Source organism: Nostoc sp. JL34, assembly GCF_017114945.1.
In the GTDB taxonomy this organism is placed as follows: Bacteria; Cyanobacteriota; Cyanobacteriia; order Cyanobacteriales; family Nostocaceae; genus Nostoc.
The window spans coordinates 1-18,880 of sequence record NZ_JABXKQ010000059.1 but is presented as its reverse complement, the minus strand read 5'-3'; the positions used below and the strand labels follow the sequence as shown (position 1 = coordinate 18,880).

Below are 18,880 nucleotides of genomic sequence, written 5' to 3'. Positions count from 1 at the left end.
GTCAAATTAATAAAAATCTATCGCTAGAAGCCGATTAACAATTGTAGCAAAAAGCTATTCATCTTCGTCTCCTGGCGGTCGCTCGCTCTCGCTTTGTTGGGCATTCCACTCCAAAACAATGCGCTCCAACATCTCAGATTGCGTACAGTTATTAACATCGGCGTACATTTTAATCAACTGCCTCACTTTAGGATTAATGTGGCGAATCTCTAGTTGGTTACTTTGTACCATGTTCATTAACTTTTAGTGTCTATTAAATATGTTGAACCATTAAACTATGTCTGTTGCAATAAATTTTGTTAATGGCTATCGCTCACTGTCGCCTGCAATATAATTATTTAGTCTTAAAATCGCTTAACCTGGCGGGGCTGCTTCTTCAAAAGGACGGATAATCGGAGGAGCAGGTGTAACTTCTGGTTTAAAAATTCCCTGCAATGCCTGTTCTAAGGTTTGTGCCATGACAATCCGGTTTTCGTAAGCCACGACTACCCGCACCAAAGTTGGCAGACTATTCTGTGTGGCTTCTAGATAGATTGGCTCAACATACAGCAGCGATTGCTCAATGGGAATTACTAGTAAATTGCCTTGAATGGCTCTCGAACCCTGACGATTCCACAGAGAAATTTGCTGGGAAATTACTGGGTCTTGGTTAATCCGTGCCTCGATTTGCTCTGGCCCGTAGACCAAGCGTTCTTTAGGAAAGACATATAGCACTAGTCTACCGTAGTTCTTGCCATCAGATCGCGCCGCTAACCAAGCGATTAAATTAGTTCGTTGTTTGGGAGTGTAGGGCAGAAGCAGGATAAATTCTTCAAAGTTTACAGTGGGTAAACTAGTAATCAAATAGTACGGCTCTACTGGACGGGGTTCACTGCCATAGATTTCGTTAGGAATTTGCCATTGGTCTTCTCGGTTGTAAAATACCTGGGGGTCGGTCATGTGGTAGGTCATCAACCGCTCAGATTGAATTTTGAAAAAGTCCACCGGATATCGGGTATGACTGCGGAGATTAACTGGCATTGTACTGAGCGGTTTGAACATTTTAGGAAATATCTTTGACCAAGTGGTAATGATCGGATCGCTTGGATCGGCAATATAAAAGTTCACAGTGCCGTTGTAAGCATCAATCACTACTTTGATAGAATTGCGAATGTAGTTAATCCCATCGCTACCAGTGTCTGAGTAAGGATAGCGATCGCTCGTTGTGTAAGCATCAACAATCCAGTAAAGATAACTGGCATTACTGGGGAAATCTTGATTAGCAGCAGCAGCTACTAAATAGGGATCGCTGTCAAATTTCAAAAAAGGTGCGATCGCTTGAATTCTTTGCTTGACATTTCGTCGCAGTAGCACTTTTGTCTCTGGCAAAAAATCCCGCGTCAGCACCATCTGCCAATCTTTCAAATACATTGCAAATAGCCAGCGCCGCCATGCTGAACCAATTTCAACACCACCCAGACCATCGTAATAGTTATAAACATTGTCGCTACCACTAGGGTAGTCTAGCTCTCTAACTCTTGTGCCAGTCATCACATAAGTATTAGTAATCTCACCGTAATAAATCCGGGGTTGCCCAATGGGAATACTTTGACGAATCGCTTCACTAGAAGTTGTCAGGGCGCTACTATCACCGCTAATATCTTTGACAAAATATTCTGGTAGCCCACCCGGCCCAACTGTATTAACTGGGCTAACAGTAAACCCAAAACCGTGGGTATAAATTAAATGGCGGTTAACCCATGTTTGAGCTTCCTGTGGTACAGCACTGTAGTCTAGTTCTCGTGCGGCAATCAATACCTGCCGCCGTTCTGTTGGTTCAACTGGTTTCTGCTTAGATTCTGGCGGTTTTGGCAAAGCAGATGGTCGGCGTGAAGTTTCATCTGTTACTAGAGTATATCTATCTATATCGGCATCGGGAAACTGATAATACGGTCGAATTTGTTGCAGTTGTCGGTTAGTTTCTAACAGTGGTCGCTCATCCCACAGGCGAATATTGCGAATTGTCAAGGCATTCTTTTGAATATCAGCTTCAGTTAATGTTCCTTGTGGGTTGAAAGTTTTGGCATCGATCGCCTCTAGATCAAATGCTTGACGAGTCAAGGCGATAGTCCGCTGAATGTAGGGTTGCTCTCGTTGCAACTCATTAGGTTGGACAATTAAATATTGCACTACAGCAGGTAGAACAACATCAGTTGCTGCAACTAATATTAGATAAACCCCTAAGCTGTAAAACACCAAGCGGCGATACTGAGATTTGGGTTTCCAGAAAAATGTTCGCCAAAGTAGGTAATAGGCGATCGCTACTGCCAGGATACACAAGACGGTATAAGCTGGCATTTGGGCTGTTACATCCGTATAGCTGGCACCATAACTTACTCCACGGGTAGAATACACGAGTTCATAGCGACTCAGCCAATAACTCAGAGCCACTACCAGCATCAATAAGCCACCCATACCATATAAATGACGCTGCTGCTGGGGCGAAAAACCAGGGAAAATTCCCTGACTCAAACTGTCCCCTGACAAAAGATAAGTGAGAGTAACGGCGACGAAGCCATACAAACATAATCCCATCAGCCAAAGTTCTAGCAGTTCCCAAAACGGTAAGGAAAATACATAAAAGCTGATATCTCGACCAAATAAAGGCTCAGTGCTGTTGAAAACAGTGGGGTGGAAATATTGCAGTACCTTTGGCCAGTGCTGGAATAGGATGAACGCAAAAATGGGGCAGAACAAAACTGCGATCGCAGTTAATAAAAATTGGGGATAGATTAAAATTGCGATCGCTAATCCCCCAATTAAACCGAGATACCAGACATGAGAGACAATCTGCCTCAAGAGTTGCCAGATTGTCTCTGGTCGAAATAGGGCAGGAATGGGGAGAATACCCTGATTAACTGGAGAATGCCAGTAAAAAAGAGCAATTTGACCATAGTGAACCACTATCAACCCGATCAACAAGCTCAGTACCAGAGTTAGAGGTAATAACCAGCGCAATTTTAATGGTTGAAAGCGTTGCGGCGTCAGTATCCGGGTTTCGTTGCGTTTTCGATAATCAGGACTGAGAAAATTTGTTAATTCACGGCTTTGTTCTGCTGACTCAATTTTCAGAGACTGGGGATATTTTAGCCGTTGTGCTAGAGCCAGATTTAGCAGTAGATAGGTAGCAGTTATCCCAGCCACCACTACCCACAAAACACCACGAGTCAGCACCCTCAACAGAAATACTTGGAGATAGCCAACTTCCTGAAACCAAAAAATATCTGCTCCCAGGCGCGAACCCAGATCCAACAGTAGCCACAGCCCCAAGAATCCTATTAATAGTCTAAAGCCCCATTTCCAATACATTTTGTGGCAGCCAAACTATCTGCAAAGCTAACCTTACTGTATAAGGAAAGTATGTAAAAGGGATTGGGGATTAAGCATTAGGCATTGGGGTAGTCGTATTTCAAACCAAAAATTATGAAATTGGCTCTAACCCCGAACATCTTTTGGAATGTTTTCTCAATCCCCAGTAGCCAATCCCGGAGCGGTGTTCCTCCCTCACTATCCGTACTCGTTGGTGGGAGACTCTTCGCTGCGACCCGTTGATACTTTTCCAAAAATTATCACTACTTTCTACAATAGCTGAATTCAGCAAAGCCTTAAAGCCTATATCCTAAATATATAGGAAAGCAAAGATAAAAGTTAAAACTTTAACTAATATTTGTGACTGTAAAGGTTTTGCTCATATCCAGACATTACCCAAAGTTGAGAAGCTTCTCTGCAAATGAGCGAAACGTCAGTAATTACAAATTACTATCAATGATTCTCTACAACCTCTAGACCTGTCTTAGCTACTGATTTAATATCAACATTTTGATTGTTTAGCAGCACTACTATAGTGGTATTTTGATTGGGGATATATGCAAGCAATGTTACGAAGCCATAAGCTGTACCACTATGCCCAATTGCTTTTGCTAAAGGAGATGAAAATCGTTCTACACCCAACCCATAGCTGTAGCCTACGCCATTATCTTTAAATTTCAGCATTTGTTTCATCATCTTCGAGGAAAGTAAGGTTTTTTTGACAAATAACGCTTTGGCGAACTTGGCTAAATCCTCTGCTGTTGAAACTAATCCACCATCTCCCAAACCATTACCATCATTGACTTTGGCGTAGCTATCTAGCTTACCATCCTTATTGCGATCGCCATAACCTGTAGCGACTTCTCCAATTGTCGGTTCGCGCAATTCCGTGAAGGTATGTTTTAATCCTAATGGTTTTAAAATCTGACTGCGGATTGCTTGGGCGAGAGTTCCTCTAGTGATATTTTCAACAATCAGTTCCAAAAGAATGTAGTTGCAATCAGTATAAATAAATTTTTCTCCAGGATTTGCCTGCGGTTGCTCTTTATACATATACTGAATAGCTTCTCTGGCTGTCCAAGGCTGTGAGCGACTTCTTTTGGCAGTAGCTTGAATAAACTCTTTTGTTTCTAGGTATTCAGCAACACCACTGGTATGGTTGAGCAGTTGACGAACTGTAATTTTGTCGCTGTTGACAATATGAGGAGTGATGTCTCTTGGTAAGTAGGTTGCGATCGCCCGATCTAATCCTATCTTCCCTTGCTCCACTAATTTCAGCACAACCACTGCCATAAAAGTTTTACTCATACTGGCAATGGCAAAGCCATCCGTGGGTTTCATCCGGGTTTTAGTTGATAAGTTATTCACTCCAGATGCTCCCAGCCAAGAACCTTTCGGTGTAGTAATATACATTACTGCACCGGGAATTCGCTGTTCTATAACTATCTCATTTAAAAGTTTCTGTAGTTGAGAACTTTTTCCTACAGTGGAGGTAGATATGACTTGTTTAGCAAGAGATTTTTCAATTACTCTCTGACTAATGTTATCACCCACTAAGTATCCTGTAAAACCAAGGGAAATCACAAAGACTATTGCAAATATAATTTTCCTGAAAACCAAAAATTTTAGGTTCATTTTACTTCCTAAACAGAAACCTAGTCGATCTAGCTCAACGGCACAAAGTAGTTGGTGAGCATCAATCTGACCAAATAATTACTAATTCATAATTCTTAATTAAGAGGATACAAGACCCTACTGATTGTAACTATGAATTACTTTGACATCTGATATACAAATAGCATTACTCTGTTTCCAGATTAGTATCAAAATTTAAATTTCCCAACTTTCACAAATATGAGAATGCCAACTAAAAGCAAGACCAAAGCCACTGTCTGGGTAGTGGAAAAAGGTCAAGTACGGCCTCGTTTAGATCATCTCACTACTGAGGAACCTTTGGAAATTCGTCTTGTTCCTTTCCAGAAGACGGTAGCTGTAACAATGCGAACACCAGGGGCAGATTTTGAACTAGCTGCTGGTTTTCTCTACAGTGAAGGAGTCGTTAGCTGTAGAGAAGATATCCGACGGATCAGCTACTGCGTAGATGAATTAGTAGATGGTGAGCAGCGCCATAACATCGTAAATGTAGAACTGCGGGATGGGTTGATTCCAGACCTACAGCCTTTGGAGCGTCATTTCTACACTAGTAGCGCCTGTGGAGTGTGTGGTAAAGCTAGCCTAGAGGCTTTGCGTCTGCGGGGATGTCCAGTAATTCCCTCTGGCCCGACGGTAACACCTGAGATCATCTATAGCCTACCAGACAAGCTCCGGGCTGCTCAAGGTATCTTCACTGCTACAGGGGGTTTGCACGCTGCGGCTACCTTCGATGCTCAAGGACAACTGTTAAACCTGTGGGAGGATGTTGGACGACACAATGCTTTGGATAAATTGATTGGTACAGCTTTGCTCAGTGACGAGTTGCCTTTAAATAATTGTATTGTCCTAGTTAGCGGACGCTCTAGTTTTGAGATTTTGCAAAAGTCTACAACTGCTGGAGTTCCCATCGTCTGTTCTGTTTCCGCTCCCAGTAGTTTGGCGGTGTCTGTCGCCAAGGAATTCGGGATTACTTTAATTGGATTCCTGCGCGGAGAACGGTTCAATGTTTACACTGGTTTGCAAAGAATAAAGGCTGCTTAATTGTAGATTAATTAGAATTGCTCGACTTTGAAGAGGATATATTAGAGTTGTCGGGAAATAAAGCAAGAAATCTTTGAAAGCTTTATAGAGCAAGCCTTCCAATCAACTTTACTATAAATAGCTATAGTTCCTGTGTCACAAGGTTTTCAGCGATTTTTCTCGCTATTTCCCGACAGGTCTATTATTGGAGGCGATCGCAAATGGTACGGACACCATCAAAAAACATAACTTTAGCAGAGTTTATGATGCTACCAGAAACAAAGCCTGCTAGTGAATACATTGATAGTCAAATCATTCAAAAACCTATGCCACAGGGAAAGCACAGTATAATTCAAGGTGAAATGGTTAGCACTGTCAACTTAACAGTCAAGCCCAAGCGAATTGCTCGTGCTTTTCCAGAACTGCGGTGTACTTTTGGCGGAAGGTCAATAGTGCCAGATATTTCTGTTTTTACTTGGCAAAGAATTCCCCGTGATCAGAATGGTCAAGTTGCTAACTTATTCCAAGCTGCTCCCGATTGGACTATCGAGATCCTTTCTCCTGACCAAAGACAAACGAAAGTTACAAAAAATATTTTACATTGCCTGAATCATGAGACACAAATGGGTTGGCTGATCGATCCAGAAGAACAAACAATATTTGTGTACATCCGAAATCAACAACCAATCATGTTAGATGAACTAGATGCTTTACTTGCTGTACCAGATTTTGCAAGTGAGTTGAGGCTGACGGTGGGAGATTTATTTGGTTGGCTGTTGGAGTAAACCAAATTCTGACGAATTGAATAAGGAAATAGGCCGAGTGCAACAGGTTTTATGGGTAGGAATAGGTTGTAAGCGAGGAACATCATGGCAGTTGATTGATTGGGCAATTGAGCAAGTGTTTCGAGAAAATCAACTTTTTCCAAGTGCGATCGCAGGTATTGCTACCATTGACACTAAAGCCTCAGAAGTCGGCTTAGTAGAACTTTGCAATCTCCGCAATTGGCCTCTAAAAACCTTTTCGGCAAAAATCCTTAGCTCTGTCTGTGTCCCTAACCCTGCCACAATTACTGACCATAAAGTAGGTACACCTAGCGTAGCAGAGGCCGCTGCTATTCTTGCAGCTTCTCAACTCACATCGTTGACTGTTTTCCCCTTTCCAAATATGGAGAAATTACAGGTGAGACTCTTAGTTACTAAGAAAAATTTCCAGCTACAAGGCCAACCAGGAGCGGTAACACTAGCTGTTGCTCAAGCTTCAAATATTAGTATTACAATTGACTAATTTTTCTAGTCAACAACTCTCAAAAAATAGTTAATTACACTAGAAACAATTGCTAGCACAATTGAACCTAACAAAGCAGGTAAAAAGCCCTGAATTTCAAAGCCAGAACCAGGAGTTAGGACACTTGCCAGCCAAAGGGCTAAGGCGTTAATCACCAATGTAAATAAACCAAAGGTGAGTAAGGTAATCGGAAACGTCAAAATCTGCAAAATTGGTCTAATAAATGCATTAACTAGACCAATAACAAGGGCAGCAATTAAGGCAGTGACAAAATTCTTGATAAAGAATCCCGGAACGATATTAGCAGTAATGAATAACGCGATCGCAGTACCGAGCCAAGTTAATAAAAAGTGTTGCATAAGTTTTTTTAGAGGAATTAGCAGTAAGTTTAATTAATTTCACTATTGCCATCTGTGATCTGTAACACTATCAGGCGTAGTTGTATCTAGCTCCTAAAGTTGTTACACTCTCTTATCAGCCCAAAAGCAATGTAATTTTTCAGTGCTGGCATAGAGAGATACTTCTAATCGGCGTATCTTTATCGTATTGCAGGATGTACCGCAGTGAATTCCTAAAAAGTGGTGTGAAGCGCAAAACCCTTACGGAGGTTTCTCGAAATTGAAAAACCTCTGTAAGTAGTCGGACAAAAATATTTACAGTCATTGCGAGCGAAGCGGAATGAAGCAATCCCATTCGCAATGACATTGTGTAATTAATTCTGTCTGACTACTTATCTTGGGGATTTGCAAGAAATAAGTTATCCAGTTTTCTAGAGTGGAGACAAGTCTGTAGACGCTTCTGCGGTAAGGAGGTTGCAGTCTTCTTTCTTGGCACTAGCCTCTCCCAAAGGGAGAAGCTGGCTATGCTCCCTAGTACGGCTAACGCCGCAAAAGAACCTCCCAGGTAGAGCCACCAACTACACCGTCAGGTTCTAAACCATAGCGCGTTTGTGCAGCTTTCACAGCTGCTTCGGTTGTCGCGCCAAAGTCTCCATCGGCATCGCCTTTTAAAAAACCAAGCTTTTTCAGTTGTTGTTGCAACTTAACAACTTCAGAACCACGTAATCCTACACGCAAAATTGGCAATCCTTCTGAGGTGTATTGAATACCAGGGGTTCGCTTAGTAGTTGTGTTTGGCTGAGTTCGAGTAGTTGATGTAGTACGATTCGGCGTTTTTTGTGTGCTGGAAGTTGTAGGTTTTTTTGGGGTAGCAGGTCTTGGCTCAGGGTTAGTCGCAGCTTGTGTTACAGCTTTTTTTGGGGTAGTAGGTCTTGGTCTTGCTTCAGGATTCGTCGCAACTTGTGTTACAGCTTTTCTTGGAGGGTTGGGGTTAGGATTTGCAACGTTGGTGAGGTTGCTAGCCTGAGTTGGAACAGGAAAATTTGTAGCTGAGTTAAATCTTGGCTGGGATGAAGGGACTGTTGATGCTACCACAGGTTCTTTTGGGAAAAGTCGTTGCCAAGTGCTGGCATCAACAATGCCATCTGGATTCAAACCAGCTGCTTGTTTAAATCGGGTAACAGCACTGGCTGTATTCTCACTATATGTACCATCTACAGCACCAGAGTAAAAACCCAAAAGTTTCAGAGCTGCTTGAAGTTCAGCCACGCGTTCGCCTTGACTACCAACTTTGAGGGTAGGGCGATTGATGCTATCTCCAGGATTTACTTGAGCAATTTTTTGTGGTGCTGCTATTGATACTACAGCCGTTGAGGCAATCAAGAGAGGCGTAGTGGAGAACAAGAGTATTTCAATGGCTGATAAAGATTTAGACCTCTTTGGCCACCAACCCTTTTGCCGTTTTTCCATTCTACAGCGGTTTACAGTTGGGTCTAGTAATTTTAAGTAACTCAAAATACTTGCTGTCAGGCTGCTTTGCACGGAATTTACTCCCAGAAGATTCTCATGCTAATGGTACAGCCGCTTGGTCTAAAAAACAGCTGATCCATTTACGATGTCTTCGACGGGCGTAGCTGCGGCACATAATTCAATCCGCTTGCTTTTTAACCCTTCTCAAAAAGCAGGGAATTAGAATAAGCCTGCCTATGCGATCGCTCGATTAATTGCTTCTTCTTGACCAACTAAAGATAAGTAAGGCTCTTTTAAATACTTACAAGCTGAAGCGATCGCATCCTTGGCACTCACCGCCGCAATCAATTCTTGGAACTTGGTGTCAAAATCAATTCCTAAGCCCAAAATTTCATACCAACCGTATATTTGAGCAATTTGCCCGTTCGTTTGTTTACCCAAGGCGTACTGCCCCAGGATCTTGTTTTTAGCAGCTTGGAGTGCGTTTTCAGATATTTCGGTAGTACATAGTAAATCTACTTCTGTACGCAGTCCTTCTAGGGCAATGCTGGTATTCTCTGGCGCTGTACCGATGTAAACTACAAACGACGCTGGGAATAGCCTTGTAGAGTAAAATGCAGATACTTCGTAAGCTAAACCTCGTTTTTCCCGTAATTCGACAAACAAGCGGCTAGAAAGCCCATTTCCCAAGTAGGTACACAGCAACTTCAATGGGGCGTAGTCAACAGAACTCACCGATGTTCCCAAATAACCGAGCATCACGATTGATTGTTGCGTCTGTACTGGCTTCAGCCTTACCTGCGGTTCTATCTTAATTTCAGGTAAATTCAGTATTGGCAGTGCTTGGGCTGTGGCTTGCCAATCACCAAAAACTTCTTCCACCAATGCCACTGCATCTGTAGATGTGACTCTACCAGCAATACTAATTACTACATTATCTGGACGGAAATAAGTTTGGTGATAATCTACTAAATCCTCACGAGTTAAGCGGCTCATGGTGGATTCATCGCCTAGCACTGACATCGAGTATGGATGATTTTGGTACATTACCTGCCGCATTTGTTCAAAAGCGACGGTGAACGGTTGCTCTTTTTGCGAACGAATATCTTGGAGTGCTAGACGGCGTTCTAGTTCCACTTGAGTTTCGGGAAAAGTAGGCGATCGCAAAATCCGCCCTGCCAATGCTAAAATTTCTGCAAAATCGGATGTTACCGTCTTGAAAGATAGCAAAAAATAATCAGTGCCAGCATCCGCACTCAAACTCGCTCCTACAGACTCGACAATTTCTGCAATTTCCAAGCTAGAAAGTCCATCACATCCCTTTGTCATTACTGCCGATAGCAAATGTGCCAACCCTGCTTGCTCCCGGTTTTCGTTACAACTACCAGCACGCACAAAGATTCGCGCTGCAATAATGTCCGCAGCAGGATTTTCTGCCACCAGCACGACAATGCCATTGTTCAATACGGTGCGATGAATAGGCGATTTTTGCAGCAAGGTTGTCATTTATCATTTGTCCTTTGTCATTTGTCCTTTGTCATTTGTCCTTTGTCAGTTATCATTTGTCTTTTGCTAATGACTAATGACTAATGACTAATGATTAACACGGTTTAAGTACAGTAATCGCGTAATTCTCCGGCGAGAGATACTGTTTAGCTAATTTTTGCAGTTCTTGGGCATCAAAAGACAGAATCTGCTGGGGATATGTCACAGCTAATTCAGCTTGGGCGATGGTACTGTAATACCCATAAAGCCCCGTCAACTGATTTGGCGTTTCGGTAGAAAACGCATACTCATTACATAGCAGCCTGCGTGTGCGGGCAAGTTCCTGTTCACTAATTCCTCTAGTTTGCAAATCATCCAAATGAGCGCAAATCAAGGACTCAACTTCCTCCAGATTTTCTGGTTCCAACCAGGCAGTTATTGTAAATAAACTTGATTCCCGTTGTAGAGAAAAACTACTGCAAATTCCCTGTACCAATTGCAAATCTTCTCGCAAATCACGCACTAAACGCGAAGTCCGCCCTTCTGCCAATAACACTGATAACAAATCTAAACCATAGCCAGTGCGGATTTCTTCTACTCCTGGTACAAGCCACGCCATCAACAATCGCGCTTGCTCTATGCGTGGTAAACACAGTTCTTGACGGTGAATTCCTGTTATCACTGGCTTTGCCACTTTCTCAAACTGTGGACAATTTGAGCGTTCGGCAAAATCAGCAAATGAATCATTTACCATTTCCCAAGCTGGTTGCTGGGCTATACCTCCTGCAATCACCACCGTCATGTTTTCCGGCTGATAGTGAGTGCGGTGAAAACAACGCATTGCCTCTGGTGACTGCTGCATCAATTCTTGCTCAGTACCCAGCACCGAACGTCCGTAAGGGTGATGCGGATAGATGCTTTGAATCAGAGTTTGGAATCCTATCCAGTCGGAATCGTCCTGACAAGAGCGAATTTCCTCTAGCACCACGTCCCGTTCGCGGCTAAATTCATCTTCTGGAATTGCCGCATTGAGCAGTAGTTCTCCCAAGTAGGGCAGAGTATCTTTTAAATAAGGGGCTGCTGTGGTGAGTGAATAATGAGCATAATCATAGCTTGTCGCCGCATTACTTACACCACCCCGATTTTCAACTTTGTAATCGAACATTCCAGGGGGTAGTGTCGCCGTACCTTTAAAAATCATGTGTTCTAAAAAGTGCGCCATACCGAACCACGGTTCTGGCTCTAGGCTGGCTCCAGCACGCACCCAAACATCCGCTACAACTACAGGGGTAGTGGGAATTTCTTGATGAATAAAAGTTAAACCACTCTCTAGTCGGAAGACCGAGGCTGGAAATACGGTATTAGTCAGTTGTTTTAACAATTTTTTGTAGCTTTAACCACAATTTAACGCAATTTTGTCATCTTAACTCTGAACGATACCTAATTTAGAATCAAGGTATACAGATTTTGTTTTTAGTCAGAGGTTATATTGCAATGTCTCTACAATAAAGCTCAAATTTGTTTGATTAATACAGCTAAAATGCTTAATCTGCGTAGTTTCAGATTTTTAGTTTTGAATTTCTGATTGGTCTTATAAGTAATACTGATTTTAACAACTAAAGCTCCCAAGTTCTAACTAACTTTGGGAGCTAATAATTTTAAGTTCACCGCGACGCCGTTTTACCTAAGTTTATGACCTGGGTTTATCCAGGTGGGAACCTAAATTCCTCGTTTAAAGTTTCCGGGTACATGCCCGGTATACTGCCACGAGAACAGTTGACTCCCTTGTCATTAAAGGCATAGATCAAAAAACTTGATGGCAGTCACCAACGTCGTAGTGCAACTCACTCATTATAGCTTTTCAAAAGATGTTGTGTGTTCAATATCGAAACTTTCCGATCTATTTATCTGGGATACCAGATAGATTCTATGGTGTGGGCGATGGAGTCCGCCGATTCTTGATTCTGATTATCCAGCAAAACAGTGACATGTCCCAACTTTCGCCCAGGACGTGATTCTGTCTTTCCATACCAGTGAACGTGCGCTTGGGGAATTTCTGCTATTTTTAGACGCTGGCTTTGGTAGTCGCTGTGAGAATTTTCATACCCTAGTAGGTTGACCATTACAGCACCAGCGCACTGCAAAGCTGGATTTCCTAAAGGTAAACCACAAACGGCTCTGAGGTGTTGCTCAAACTGGGAAGTTTCGCAAGCGTCAAGAGAAAAATGCCCAGAATTATGGGTACGCGGTGCAATTTCATTTACCAGAATTTTGCCATCAGCACTGAGAAACAGTTCAATTCCAAAAATTCCCACTACTTCTAAGCTATTTAATAGAGTATGTGCGATCGCTTGGATTTCTGCTACTTGATTGGGCGTAATCTCGGCTGGCGCAATCACCCGCCGACATACTTGTTGTTCTTGTTGAGTTTCTACCACTGGGTAAGTGACAATTTCTCCCTCTACAGAACGAGCTGCAATTATTGCTAGTTCCCGTTCAAAAGGGACAAATTCTTCTAACAAGAAAAGTGATTGATTTAAAGTTTGTGTTTTGGTTTCATAACTTAGCTTTTGCTCTAAAGTAGCAAAATCCTGAATTATGAAAGTACCTTGACCGTCATAACCGTGGCGTCTGGATTTGAGGACTGCTGGAAAACCTAGATATTCTATTTTTGATTTAAGATTTTCTCCCTCGTCAAGGGCGAAAAATTGAGGAACTGGTAAGCCCAATTCGCGTAAATAGCAACGTTGATGATATTTATCTAAAAGAGGAGCTAAAGCTTCTAATTTGGGACGAAAACAAACGCCTTGCTGTGCTAAAAAAGATAAAGCTTGCAGGTTAACAAATTCGTTTTCAAAGGTAATGACATCGCATTTTTGAGCTAATATTTCTGTAGCACTGGCATCATCTACCGGGGCGAAAACGATTTCCTGAGCAATAGACACGGCCGGATCGTGAACGCTTGGAGTTTGTACTACTAATTCTACTCCTAGCTTCTGTGCTGCATCCGCCATCATCCAGGCAAGTTGTCCGCCACCAATTACACCAACACGCTTCATTGACATCCTAGAGAATCACGAGTTTGCACGCCTGTTTTGGAATTTACACCACTGGCTTTTTCGCACAGTTCTTTGATTTGTGCCCTATCCAAAATTGCATCTGTAAAATCTGCACCGTCTATATTCACATCATTAAAGATGGCACGGAGCAAAAGAGCTTCTTTGAAAACTGCATCGCTCAAATCTGCCTTAGTCAAGTTTACCTGATCAACCATTGCATTAGTTAAATCCGCTCCGTGGAGATTTGCTTTTGTCATCACCGAAGCACTCATGACTGCTCCCCGCAAGTCAGCGTTTGTAAAATTAGCCATTTCCATATTGGCGTTAGAAAACTCCGCAGCTTGCAAACTTTCACCAGAAAAATCACGTCTTGATAACTCTGCATTGCTAAATGACAATGGATGAGTCCAGTCTACTGCCAGTGCGGGATCAGCCACACACCATATAATCATTCCCAGAAGGAACGCCAACCCTTGCCGCCAAAACATATCGAGAGTCAATTTGGTGTCTAATCGCTGCATTTAAGCTTACCGCATTTGAATATTAGCAAGACTGGATCATCCTAATTGAGACTCACAATCTTGCTACTGGACTTGGAAGATGTATATTTTCCTTGCTTAATATTTTGTAACGCAAAAAGGGTGTGACTGAACAACCTGCGATCGAGAGCGGTAGTTTAAGAGCGATCGCACTAAAGTTATATATCAGGAAAATTATTACCAAATGCTGATGCAAATGACTAAGTAGGAGTTACAGCAATGTCTATAACGAGCTACGCCCACAATCATTGATTTGTTCACAATTCTTCATTTTTAGATTTGAATTTCAAGATATAAAGAGTTTTCTTGAGCAGTAATACTCACTGAGTTATTTACAATTCTTGACTTTCCATTTTTCAAGTAAAGTTTGTTGTCTTTTAAATTCAACAGATCCAATCAACTGTTAGTCTTTTAATTAATGAAAGCAAGGTTTGAGCGAAATTATATGCGTCTCAATTGCTTAACAAAGCTTAAAAGTTCGATAATTAGCGTTAATTTTATAGCGATTAGTTAGTTCTTCAGGAATCTCCAAGAGTTTACATTCACCAAGTACACAATTTCCACAAACCGAACTCCCAAACCCGATGATGAATCATTACTCACTTCAATGGATTGAGGCATGGTGCCAAGAAAATGGCTGGACAGATTTATTTGTTGAGCGACGTAACAACTTCTGGGCTTTCCCTCCGGGTGGGGTAATGCCAGAACCAATTCCAGTTCATGTTCTTAGAGTGATTAAAGCCGAAAAAGGGCTGACTTTTGAAGAACGATTGTGGTCAATGTCCGCAGTAACTGGCACAATCCTAGCTGTTCTTTTTACCTTTTGGTTTCAGTCGCCGATGCCATTAGTTTTAGCTTTCGCTTTTAACGCCGTTACGGTGGCTCAATTTGAACTTGAAGATGCCTAAATTTTTATTTTGGCTTTGCTATTAAAAACTGCTCTTGTCTACTTTTAGCAAGAGCAGTTTTTAATTTAATGATTTGTATAGTAGCCGTCTACTCTATTCGGACATAACAATTAGAAATGACTAACACCTAAGAGCAGCTAGCAGGTACAGCTACCTTCGCGTGTTTGTTAACGTAGTCCACAAATAATTGCTTCAATCGGGGACTAACGCCAGCGTGTTCAAAGAATCCAAAGCCCAGATTTCTAGCTTTTGTTAAGGTTTCCTCTGGTGTTAATCCTTCCTGGATAGCGATACTCAGCAGCGCAATTCCAGTCGAGCGCATACCGGCGGCACAATGGACAACTGCTGGTTTTGGGATTTGTTCGAGTGTCGTGAGGATTTTGGTAATCACCTCTTCATTCAAATTTTTCAGATCCACCTTGAGTGGAACATTTTGATAATACAGCCCCAATGCTTCTGCTACTTTTTGCTCATCTTTGGAAAATCCTAGTTCATCAGGCGATCGCAGATTGAGAACGGACTTAAAACCTTCTTGAATAGCTTGCTCAAGCTGTTTCGGTATAATTTGTCCTGTGGTTGTCAAGTTTTCGTTAATTTGTATGGCGTTGATCACATTCACTCCTTTTGACTTTCTAATGTCTTCCAGCTTGGTAAATACCCTAAGGAAGCAAGCTTTGAGAAGATATTCAAATAAAAACGGCAAAATTAGCTAAATATCACAAGATATTGCTTGATTACTTCAAAATATGTCTTTTGAGGTAGGTTATTTGATTGCTTTATCCATAATATACGGTTTATCGATAAACTTACCGGAGATTAAAGTTTATTATACTTTCTGTCGATAAAATTACCGGAGATTATATTTCAGGAGTTATACTATTGAGCAAGTTGGGGGAACAATTTGCTCAAGATTTTCGAGGACAAGGGTATAAATAATGACTGTTACAGAACAAATCTCTTCTCTATCCATTGGAATAGTATTGTTCCCAAATGTGACGCAGTTAGATTTTACGGAACCCTACGAAGTCTTTGTCAAATTACCAAAGGCGCAATTATTATATATGCTGGCGGAAACACTCGAAGCAAGAGACGCTGTGCGTAGCTTGCTTCAGTAGTACACAATCCAAAATGGTATAATCTGAATGCCAGCCCTGAGCCTATGAACGCTAACGAAATATCTCTTCGACCTGCCCAGGAAATAGATGCTTGGGCACTGAGTGCAATTCATATTGCTGCTATCAAAGCTCTGCCTGCAACTTTCTACACCCAAAAAGAACTTTTAGCTTGGCGTAATTACCGCGACAAACCTGATGGTTCAAATATCTTGAAGAGTATGAAAGCAGAATCTTTTTGGGTTGCGATCGAGGGAGATGTTGTTATAGGTTTTGCTAGTTTCATTGTTGATGAACTGATCGGGCTGTATGTCCATCCTAAATATCAAGGTAAAGGAATTGGCCGTGCTTTAGTTCAACATTTTTGTGACGAAGCAACTGAGCAAGGTATAGATAAGGTAATTACAACTGCTAGCCTTTATGCTGAAGGGTTTTATTTACGACTAGGATTTACTGCCATCCAAAAAGCACCTCATTATTTAAGAAGTGGGATAGTTGTTCCAGTTACTAAAATGAGTAAATCATTAGTTATCGCACCGAAATCAATTTGAGAAGGTAAATATTTTCAATAACTTTAAAAATACTGGCATCAAGATTATTTTCCCCAAATTACAACCACTTTTTCTACATAATCTTATGATGTAAGTAAGTACTTGCCAGCATAAATGCATAAAACCATTCGTTCATCAACTCTCACCCGTACACGTTTGATAGAAGCCGCCTTGCAGGTATTTGCCAGTTTAGGTGTTCAAGGAGCAACTACCAGAGAAATAGCTCGTGTTGCTGGTGTGAATGAGGTGACTTTATTTCGCCACTTTGCTAGCAAAGAACAACTTCTGGGAGCAGTAATGAAAAATGCTTTGGCACTCCAGACAGAAGCTCTTGCACACCCCGAAGCATGGACGCAGGATCTAAAAATTGATTTAAAACACTATGCCCATCTTTATAATACTATGCTAGAGACACAGGAGGACTTAATTCGTACCTTCATTGGAGAAGCCAAACGTCATCCAGAGGCAGCTAAACAAGTGATTCAAGAAGCTGCCAAGCCTTTAGCGGAAAAACTGGTAGCTTACCTGCAATCGAGTCAGAAACGAGGCACCGTCAGAGCAGAACTCGATCCATTTCCGGCTGTCGATATGTTTACAGGAATGCTGTTAGCTGGAATGCTATGCCGCAGTGTAAAATTCAATCAAGGTAGCTATAGCTGTGAAGACTATATCGAAACCTGCGTAGATATTTTTGTGCGCGGTATCAGTGCCACTCCCCTCTAAGTTGTCAATGCAGCTGTAAGGCATGAGCCAAATTAGACAATTTATGGCAACAGCAGTGATTGGGAGTTGACGATCTATTAAGTTAAATCTATGTAAATACCAGCCTATTTCCCAAAATAAAGATATATGAAAATCTTGAAAGGTAAGGTTGTTATTGGTTTAGGAAACTTTTCTTACTGGATTGATAAACTCCAAGAATATTACTTGAGAAAAACGGGAATGAAATTCTTTCCTGGAACTTTAAATATTCAGTTAGATCAACCTTACTATCTCCCAAAAAATGTTATCCGTCTGGAAAAGGAAGAATATGGAGGGACTGTTTCTGTAAGCATTGTTCCCTGTAAGATATTTAGCAGAGATGCTTTTATCTTAAGAACAGACAAAAACAATACTGAAAGTGGAGATCATCCGAAAACAATTATTGAGATAGCTTGCGATGTGAAACTTCGGGAGGTATATAACCTTAAAGATAATGATTTGATTGAAGTTGAGATTCACGATGTCAGATTTATCTGAATTAAACAATCTGCTTGCAGATGAAGCGTTAATCCATTACGCCAGTGGTCGGGAGCAAGAGCGGTTATCAAAAGGTGCAGGTTTGCTGGAATTAGCCCGAAGCCAAGAACTTATTAGCCGCTATCTACCGCCTTCTCCCGCAGTGATTTTCGATGTTGGCGGTGGCGCTGGGGTCTATTCTTTTTGGCTTGCTCAACAGGGCTATGAAGTCCATCTCATTGATACAGTTCCTTTGCACATAGAGCAAGCCCGACATTTGTCTCAAGCTCAACCAGAATATCCTCTAGCTAGTTTGGCTGTTGGAGATGCTCGGCAACTGAATCGGGCGGATAATAGTGTTGATGCTGTTCTCTTACTTGGGCCTCTCTATCATCTGACTGAACGCACAGATCGGATTATTGCTTTGCGTGAAACTCATCGGCTCTTAAAAACTGGAGGTTTTGCTTTCGCGGTGGGAGTTTCTCGCTTTGCTTCAACCTTAGATGGATTATTTCGGGGACATTTAGATGATCCAGAGTTTGTAGAGATTGTTAAACAAGATTTGATTGATGGTCAACACCGCAACCCAAACAACCATCCTCGCTACTTTACAAAAACCTTCTTTCATCATCCAGAAGAACTCAGAGCAGAGGTTGAAGAAGCGGGTTTACATTTTGAAAAGATTTTAGCGATTGAAGGGTCAGGCTGGTTATTACAAAACTTTCAGGAACACTGGAATGATGTAGGTCGCCGCGATCGCCTTTTAGAAGCGATTCGTTGGTTAGAAACCGAACCCTCTATAGAACCCATTTGATATCTTTTAGACGAGCAAGTAGAATCAACAGAAATTAGGTGCATTGAAACAGTTTAGGGTTGAAAATGGGGTATTCAA

General features: G+C 41.8%; 19 protein-coding genes and 1 other RNA gene. 9 read left to right on the top strand and 11 right to left on the bottom strand.

What is annotated here, in order from left to right; translation table 11 throughout:
• Nucleotides 1–54: 54 nt before the first annotated feature.
• The 3 genes from HWQ44_RS12525 to HWQ44_RS12515 all read right to left on the bottom strand — a co-directional run bounded on the left by HWQ44_RS12525 (nucleotide 55) and on the right by HWQ44_RS12515 (nucleotide 4,932).
• Nucleotides 55–237 carry a hypothetical protein gene (locus HWQ44_RS12525; RefSeq protein WP_292718919.1) on the bottom strand — a complete coding sequence of 61 codons (183 nt, stop codon included), beginning with the start codon at nucleotides 235–237 and terminating at the stop codon, nucleotides 55–57.
• A gap of 117 nt (nucleotides 238–354) precedes the next feature.
• A complete protein-coding gene (locus HWQ44_RS12520) occupies nucleotides 355–3,348 on the bottom strand; it encodes a UPF0182 family protein (protein ID WP_292718917.1) in 2,994 nt (997 codons plus the stop codon).
• A 453-nt stretch (nucleotides 3,349–3,801) separates the two neighbouring features.
• A complete protein-coding gene (locus HWQ44_RS12515; protein WP_292718915.1) occupies nucleotides 3,802–4,932 on the bottom strand; it encodes a serine hydrolase in 1,131 nt (376 codons plus the stop codon).
• 270 nt (nucleotides 4,933–5,202) lie between these two features.
• Here HWQ44_RS12515 and fdhD point away from each other — a divergent pair, with 270 nt between their 5' ends.
• From fdhD to HWQ44_RS12500, 3 genes are all read left to right on the top strand, one after another.
• Complete coding sequence (gene fdhD / locus HWQ44_RS12510) at nucleotides 5,203–6,042, top strand: formate dehydrogenase accessory sulfurtransferase FdhD (RefSeq protein WP_292718913.1); 840 nt, start codon at nucleotides 5,203–5,205, stop codon at nucleotides 6,040–6,042.
• Between the two features lie 200 nt (nucleotides 6,043–6,242).
• Nucleotides 6,243–6,806: a Uma2 family endonuclease gene (locus HWQ44_RS12505; RefSeq protein WP_292718911.1), complete on the top strand. Its 564-nt coding sequence runs from the start codon at nucleotides 6,243–6,245 to the stop codon at nucleotides 6,804–6,806.
• 37 nt (nucleotides 6,807–6,843) lie between these two features.
• Nucleotides 6,844–7,308: a cobalamin biosynthesis protein gene (locus HWQ44_RS12500; RefSeq protein ID WP_292718909.1), complete on the top strand. Its 465-nt coding sequence runs from the start codon at nucleotides 6,844–6,846 to the stop codon at nucleotides 7,306–7,308.
• Between the two features lie 5 nt (nucleotides 7,309–7,313).
• Here the strand turns inward: HWQ44_RS12500 and HWQ44_RS12495 are convergent, their stop codons facing one another.
• The 7 genes from HWQ44_RS12495 to HWQ44_RS12465 form a co-directional block, all read right to left on the bottom strand.
• Nucleotides 7,314–7,667 carry a phage holin family protein gene (locus tag HWQ44_RS12495; RefSeq protein WP_292718907.1) on the bottom strand — a complete coding sequence of 118 codons (354 nt, stop codon included), beginning with the start codon at nucleotides 7,665–7,667 and terminating at the stop codon, nucleotides 7,314–7,316.
• A gap of 519 nt (nucleotides 7,668–8,186) precedes the next feature.
• Nucleotides 8,187–9,116: a peptidoglycan-binding domain-containing protein gene (locus HWQ44_RS12490; RefSeq protein WP_292718960.1), complete on the bottom strand. Its 930-nt coding sequence runs from the start codon at nucleotides 9,114–9,116 to the stop codon at nucleotides 8,187–8,189.
• Nucleotides 9,117–9,350: 234 nt separating this feature from the next.
• Complete coding sequence (locus tag HWQ44_RS12485) at nucleotides 9,351–10,622, bottom strand: pitrilysin family protein (RefSeq protein WP_292718905.1); 1,272 nt, start codon at nucleotides 10,620–10,622, stop codon at nucleotides 9,351–9,353.
• Nucleotides 10,623–10,716: 94 nt separating this feature from the next.
• A complete protein-coding gene (locus HWQ44_RS12480; protein ID WP_292718903.1) occupies nucleotides 10,717–11,982 on the bottom strand; it encodes a pitrilysin family protein in 1,266 nt (421 codons plus the stop codon).
• Between the two features lie 279 nt (nucleotides 11,983–12,261).
• Nucleotides 12,262–12,445, bottom strand: a non-coding RNA gene (ssrS, locus tag HWQ44_RS12475) — 6S RNA.
• Between the two features lie 60 nt (nucleotides 12,446–12,505).
• A complete protein-coding gene (locus tag HWQ44_RS12470) occupies nucleotides 12,506–13,660 on the bottom strand; it encodes a 5-(carboxyamino)imidazole ribonucleotide synthase (protein WP_292718958.1) in 1,155 nt (384 codons plus the stop codon).
• A complete protein-coding gene (locus HWQ44_RS12465) occupies nucleotides 13,657–14,148 on the bottom strand; it encodes a pentapeptide repeat-containing protein (protein WP_292718957.1) in 492 nt (163 codons plus the stop codon). The genes HWQ44_RS12470 and HWQ44_RS12465 overlap by 4 nt, the downstream gene beginning before the upstream one ends.
• Before the next feature lie 635 nt (nucleotides 14,149–14,783).
• Between HWQ44_RS12465 and HWQ44_RS12460 the strand changes: the two genes are divergently transcribed.
• Nucleotides 14,784–15,107, top strand: coding sequence for a hypothetical protein (locus tag HWQ44_RS12460; protein ID WP_292718901.1), 324 nt, complete (start codon nucleotides 14,784–14,786; stop codon nucleotides 15,105–15,107).
• A 127-nt stretch (nucleotides 15,108–15,234) separates the two neighbouring features.
• Here HWQ44_RS12460 and HWQ44_RS12455 read toward each other — a convergent pair whose 3' ends face one another.
• Complete coding sequence (locus HWQ44_RS12455; protein ID WP_292718899.1) at nucleotides 15,235–15,720, bottom strand: sulfur transferase domain-containing protein; 486 nt, start codon at nucleotides 15,718–15,720, stop codon at nucleotides 15,235–15,237.
• A 322-nt stretch (nucleotides 15,721–16,042) separates the two neighbouring features.
• On the opposite strand from HWQ44_RS12455, the gene HWQ44_RS12450 reads away from it, so the two are divergent.
• From HWQ44_RS12450 to HWQ44_RS12430, 5 genes are all read left to right on the top strand, one after another.
• The gene (locus tag HWQ44_RS12450; protein WP_292718897.1) at nucleotides 16,043–16,222 is read left to right on the top strand and encodes a hypothetical protein; all 180 of its coding nucleotides are present in this window, start codon (nucleotides 16,043–16,045) and stop codon (nucleotides 16,220–16,222) included.
• A gap of 44 nt (nucleotides 16,223–16,266) precedes the next feature.
• Nucleotides 16,267–16,770 (top strand): GNAT family N-acetyltransferase, encoded by a 504-nt coding sequence (locus tag HWQ44_RS12445; protein WP_292718895.1) that lies wholly within the window; start codon nucleotides 16,267–16,269, stop codon nucleotides 16,768–16,770.
• A gap of 114 nt (nucleotides 16,771–16,884) precedes the next feature.
• A complete protein-coding gene (locus tag HWQ44_RS12440) occupies nucleotides 16,885–17,493 on the top strand; it encodes a TetR/AcrR family transcriptional regulator (protein WP_292718893.1) in 609 nt (202 codons plus the stop codon).
• Nucleotides 17,494–17,619: 126 nt separating this feature from the next.
• Nucleotides 17,620–18,009 carry a DUF120 domain-containing protein gene (locus HWQ44_RS12435; RefSeq protein WP_292718892.1) on the top strand — a complete coding sequence of 130 codons (390 nt, stop codon included), beginning with the start codon at nucleotides 17,620–17,622 and terminating at the stop codon, nucleotides 18,007–18,009.
• Nucleotides 17,993–18,802: a class I SAM-dependent methyltransferase gene (locus HWQ44_RS12430; RefSeq protein WP_292718890.1), complete on the top strand. Its 810-nt coding sequence runs from the start codon at nucleotides 17,993–17,995 to the stop codon at nucleotides 18,800–18,802. Before HWQ44_RS12435 ends, HWQ44_RS12430 begins: the two co-directional genes overlap by 17 nt.
• Nucleotides 18,803–18,880 lie beyond the last annotated feature (78 nt).

Bases quoted from the DNA above. Each gene is read 5' to 3' on its own strand.
- HWQ44_RS12465 (WP_292718957.1), bottom strand. From the start codon at position 14,148: ATGTTTTGGCGGCAAGGGTTGGCGTTCCTTCTGGGAATGATTATATGG.
- HWQ44_RS12450 (WP_292718897.1), top strand. From the start codon at position 16,043: ATGACTGTTACAGAACAAATCTCTTCTCTATCCATTGGAATAGTATTG.
- HWQ44_RS12440 (WP_292718893.1), top strand. From the start codon at position 16,885: ATGCATAAAACCATTCGTTCATCAACTCTCACCCGTACACGTTTGATA.
- HWQ44_RS12460 (WP_292718901.1), top strand. From the start codon at position 14,784: ATGATGAATCATTACTCACTTCAATGGATTGAGGCATGGTGCCAAGAA.
- HWQ44_RS12525 (WP_292718919.1), bottom strand. From the start codon at position 237: ATGAACATGGTACAAAGTAACCAACTAGAGATTCGCCACATTAATCCT.
- HWQ44_RS12505 (WP_292718911.1), top strand. From the start codon at position 6,243: ATGGTACGGACACCATCAAAAAACATAACTTTAGCAGAGTTTATGATG.
- HWQ44_RS12435 (WP_292718892.1), top strand. From the start codon at position 17,620: ATGAAAATCTTGAAAGGTAAGGTTGTTATTGGTTTAGGAAACTTTTCT.
- HWQ44_RS12445 (WP_292718895.1), top strand. From the start codon at position 16,267: ATGAACGCTAACGAAATATCTCTTCGACCTGCCCAGGAAATAGATGCT.
- HWQ44_RS12520 (WP_292718917.1), bottom strand. From the start codon at position 3,348: ATGTATTGGAAATGGGGCTTTAGACTATTAATAGGATTCTTGGGGCTG.
- HWQ44_RS12430 (WP_292718890.1), top strand. From the start codon at position 17,993: ATGTCAGATTTATCTGAATTAAACAATCTGCTTGCAGATGAAGCGTTA.
- HWQ44_RS12495 (WP_292718907.1), bottom strand. From the start codon at position 7,667: ATGCAACACTTTTTATTAACTTGGCTCGGTACTGCGATCGCGTTATTC.
- HWQ44_RS12490 (WP_292718960.1), bottom strand. From the start codon at position 9,116: ATGGAAAAACGGCAAAAGGGTTGGTGGCCAAAGAGGTCTAAATCTTTA.
- HWQ44_RS12485 (WP_292718905.1), bottom strand. From the start codon at position 10,622: ATGACAACCTTGCTGCAAAAATCGCCTATTCATCGCACCGTATTGAAC.
- fdhD (WP_292718913.1), top strand. From the start codon at position 5,203: ATGAGAATGCCAACTAAAAGCAAGACCAAAGCCACTGTCTGGGTAGTG.
- HWQ44_RS12470 (WP_292718958.1), bottom strand. From the start codon at position 13,660: ATGAAGCGTGTTGGTGTAATTGGTGGCGGACAACTTGCCTGGATGATG.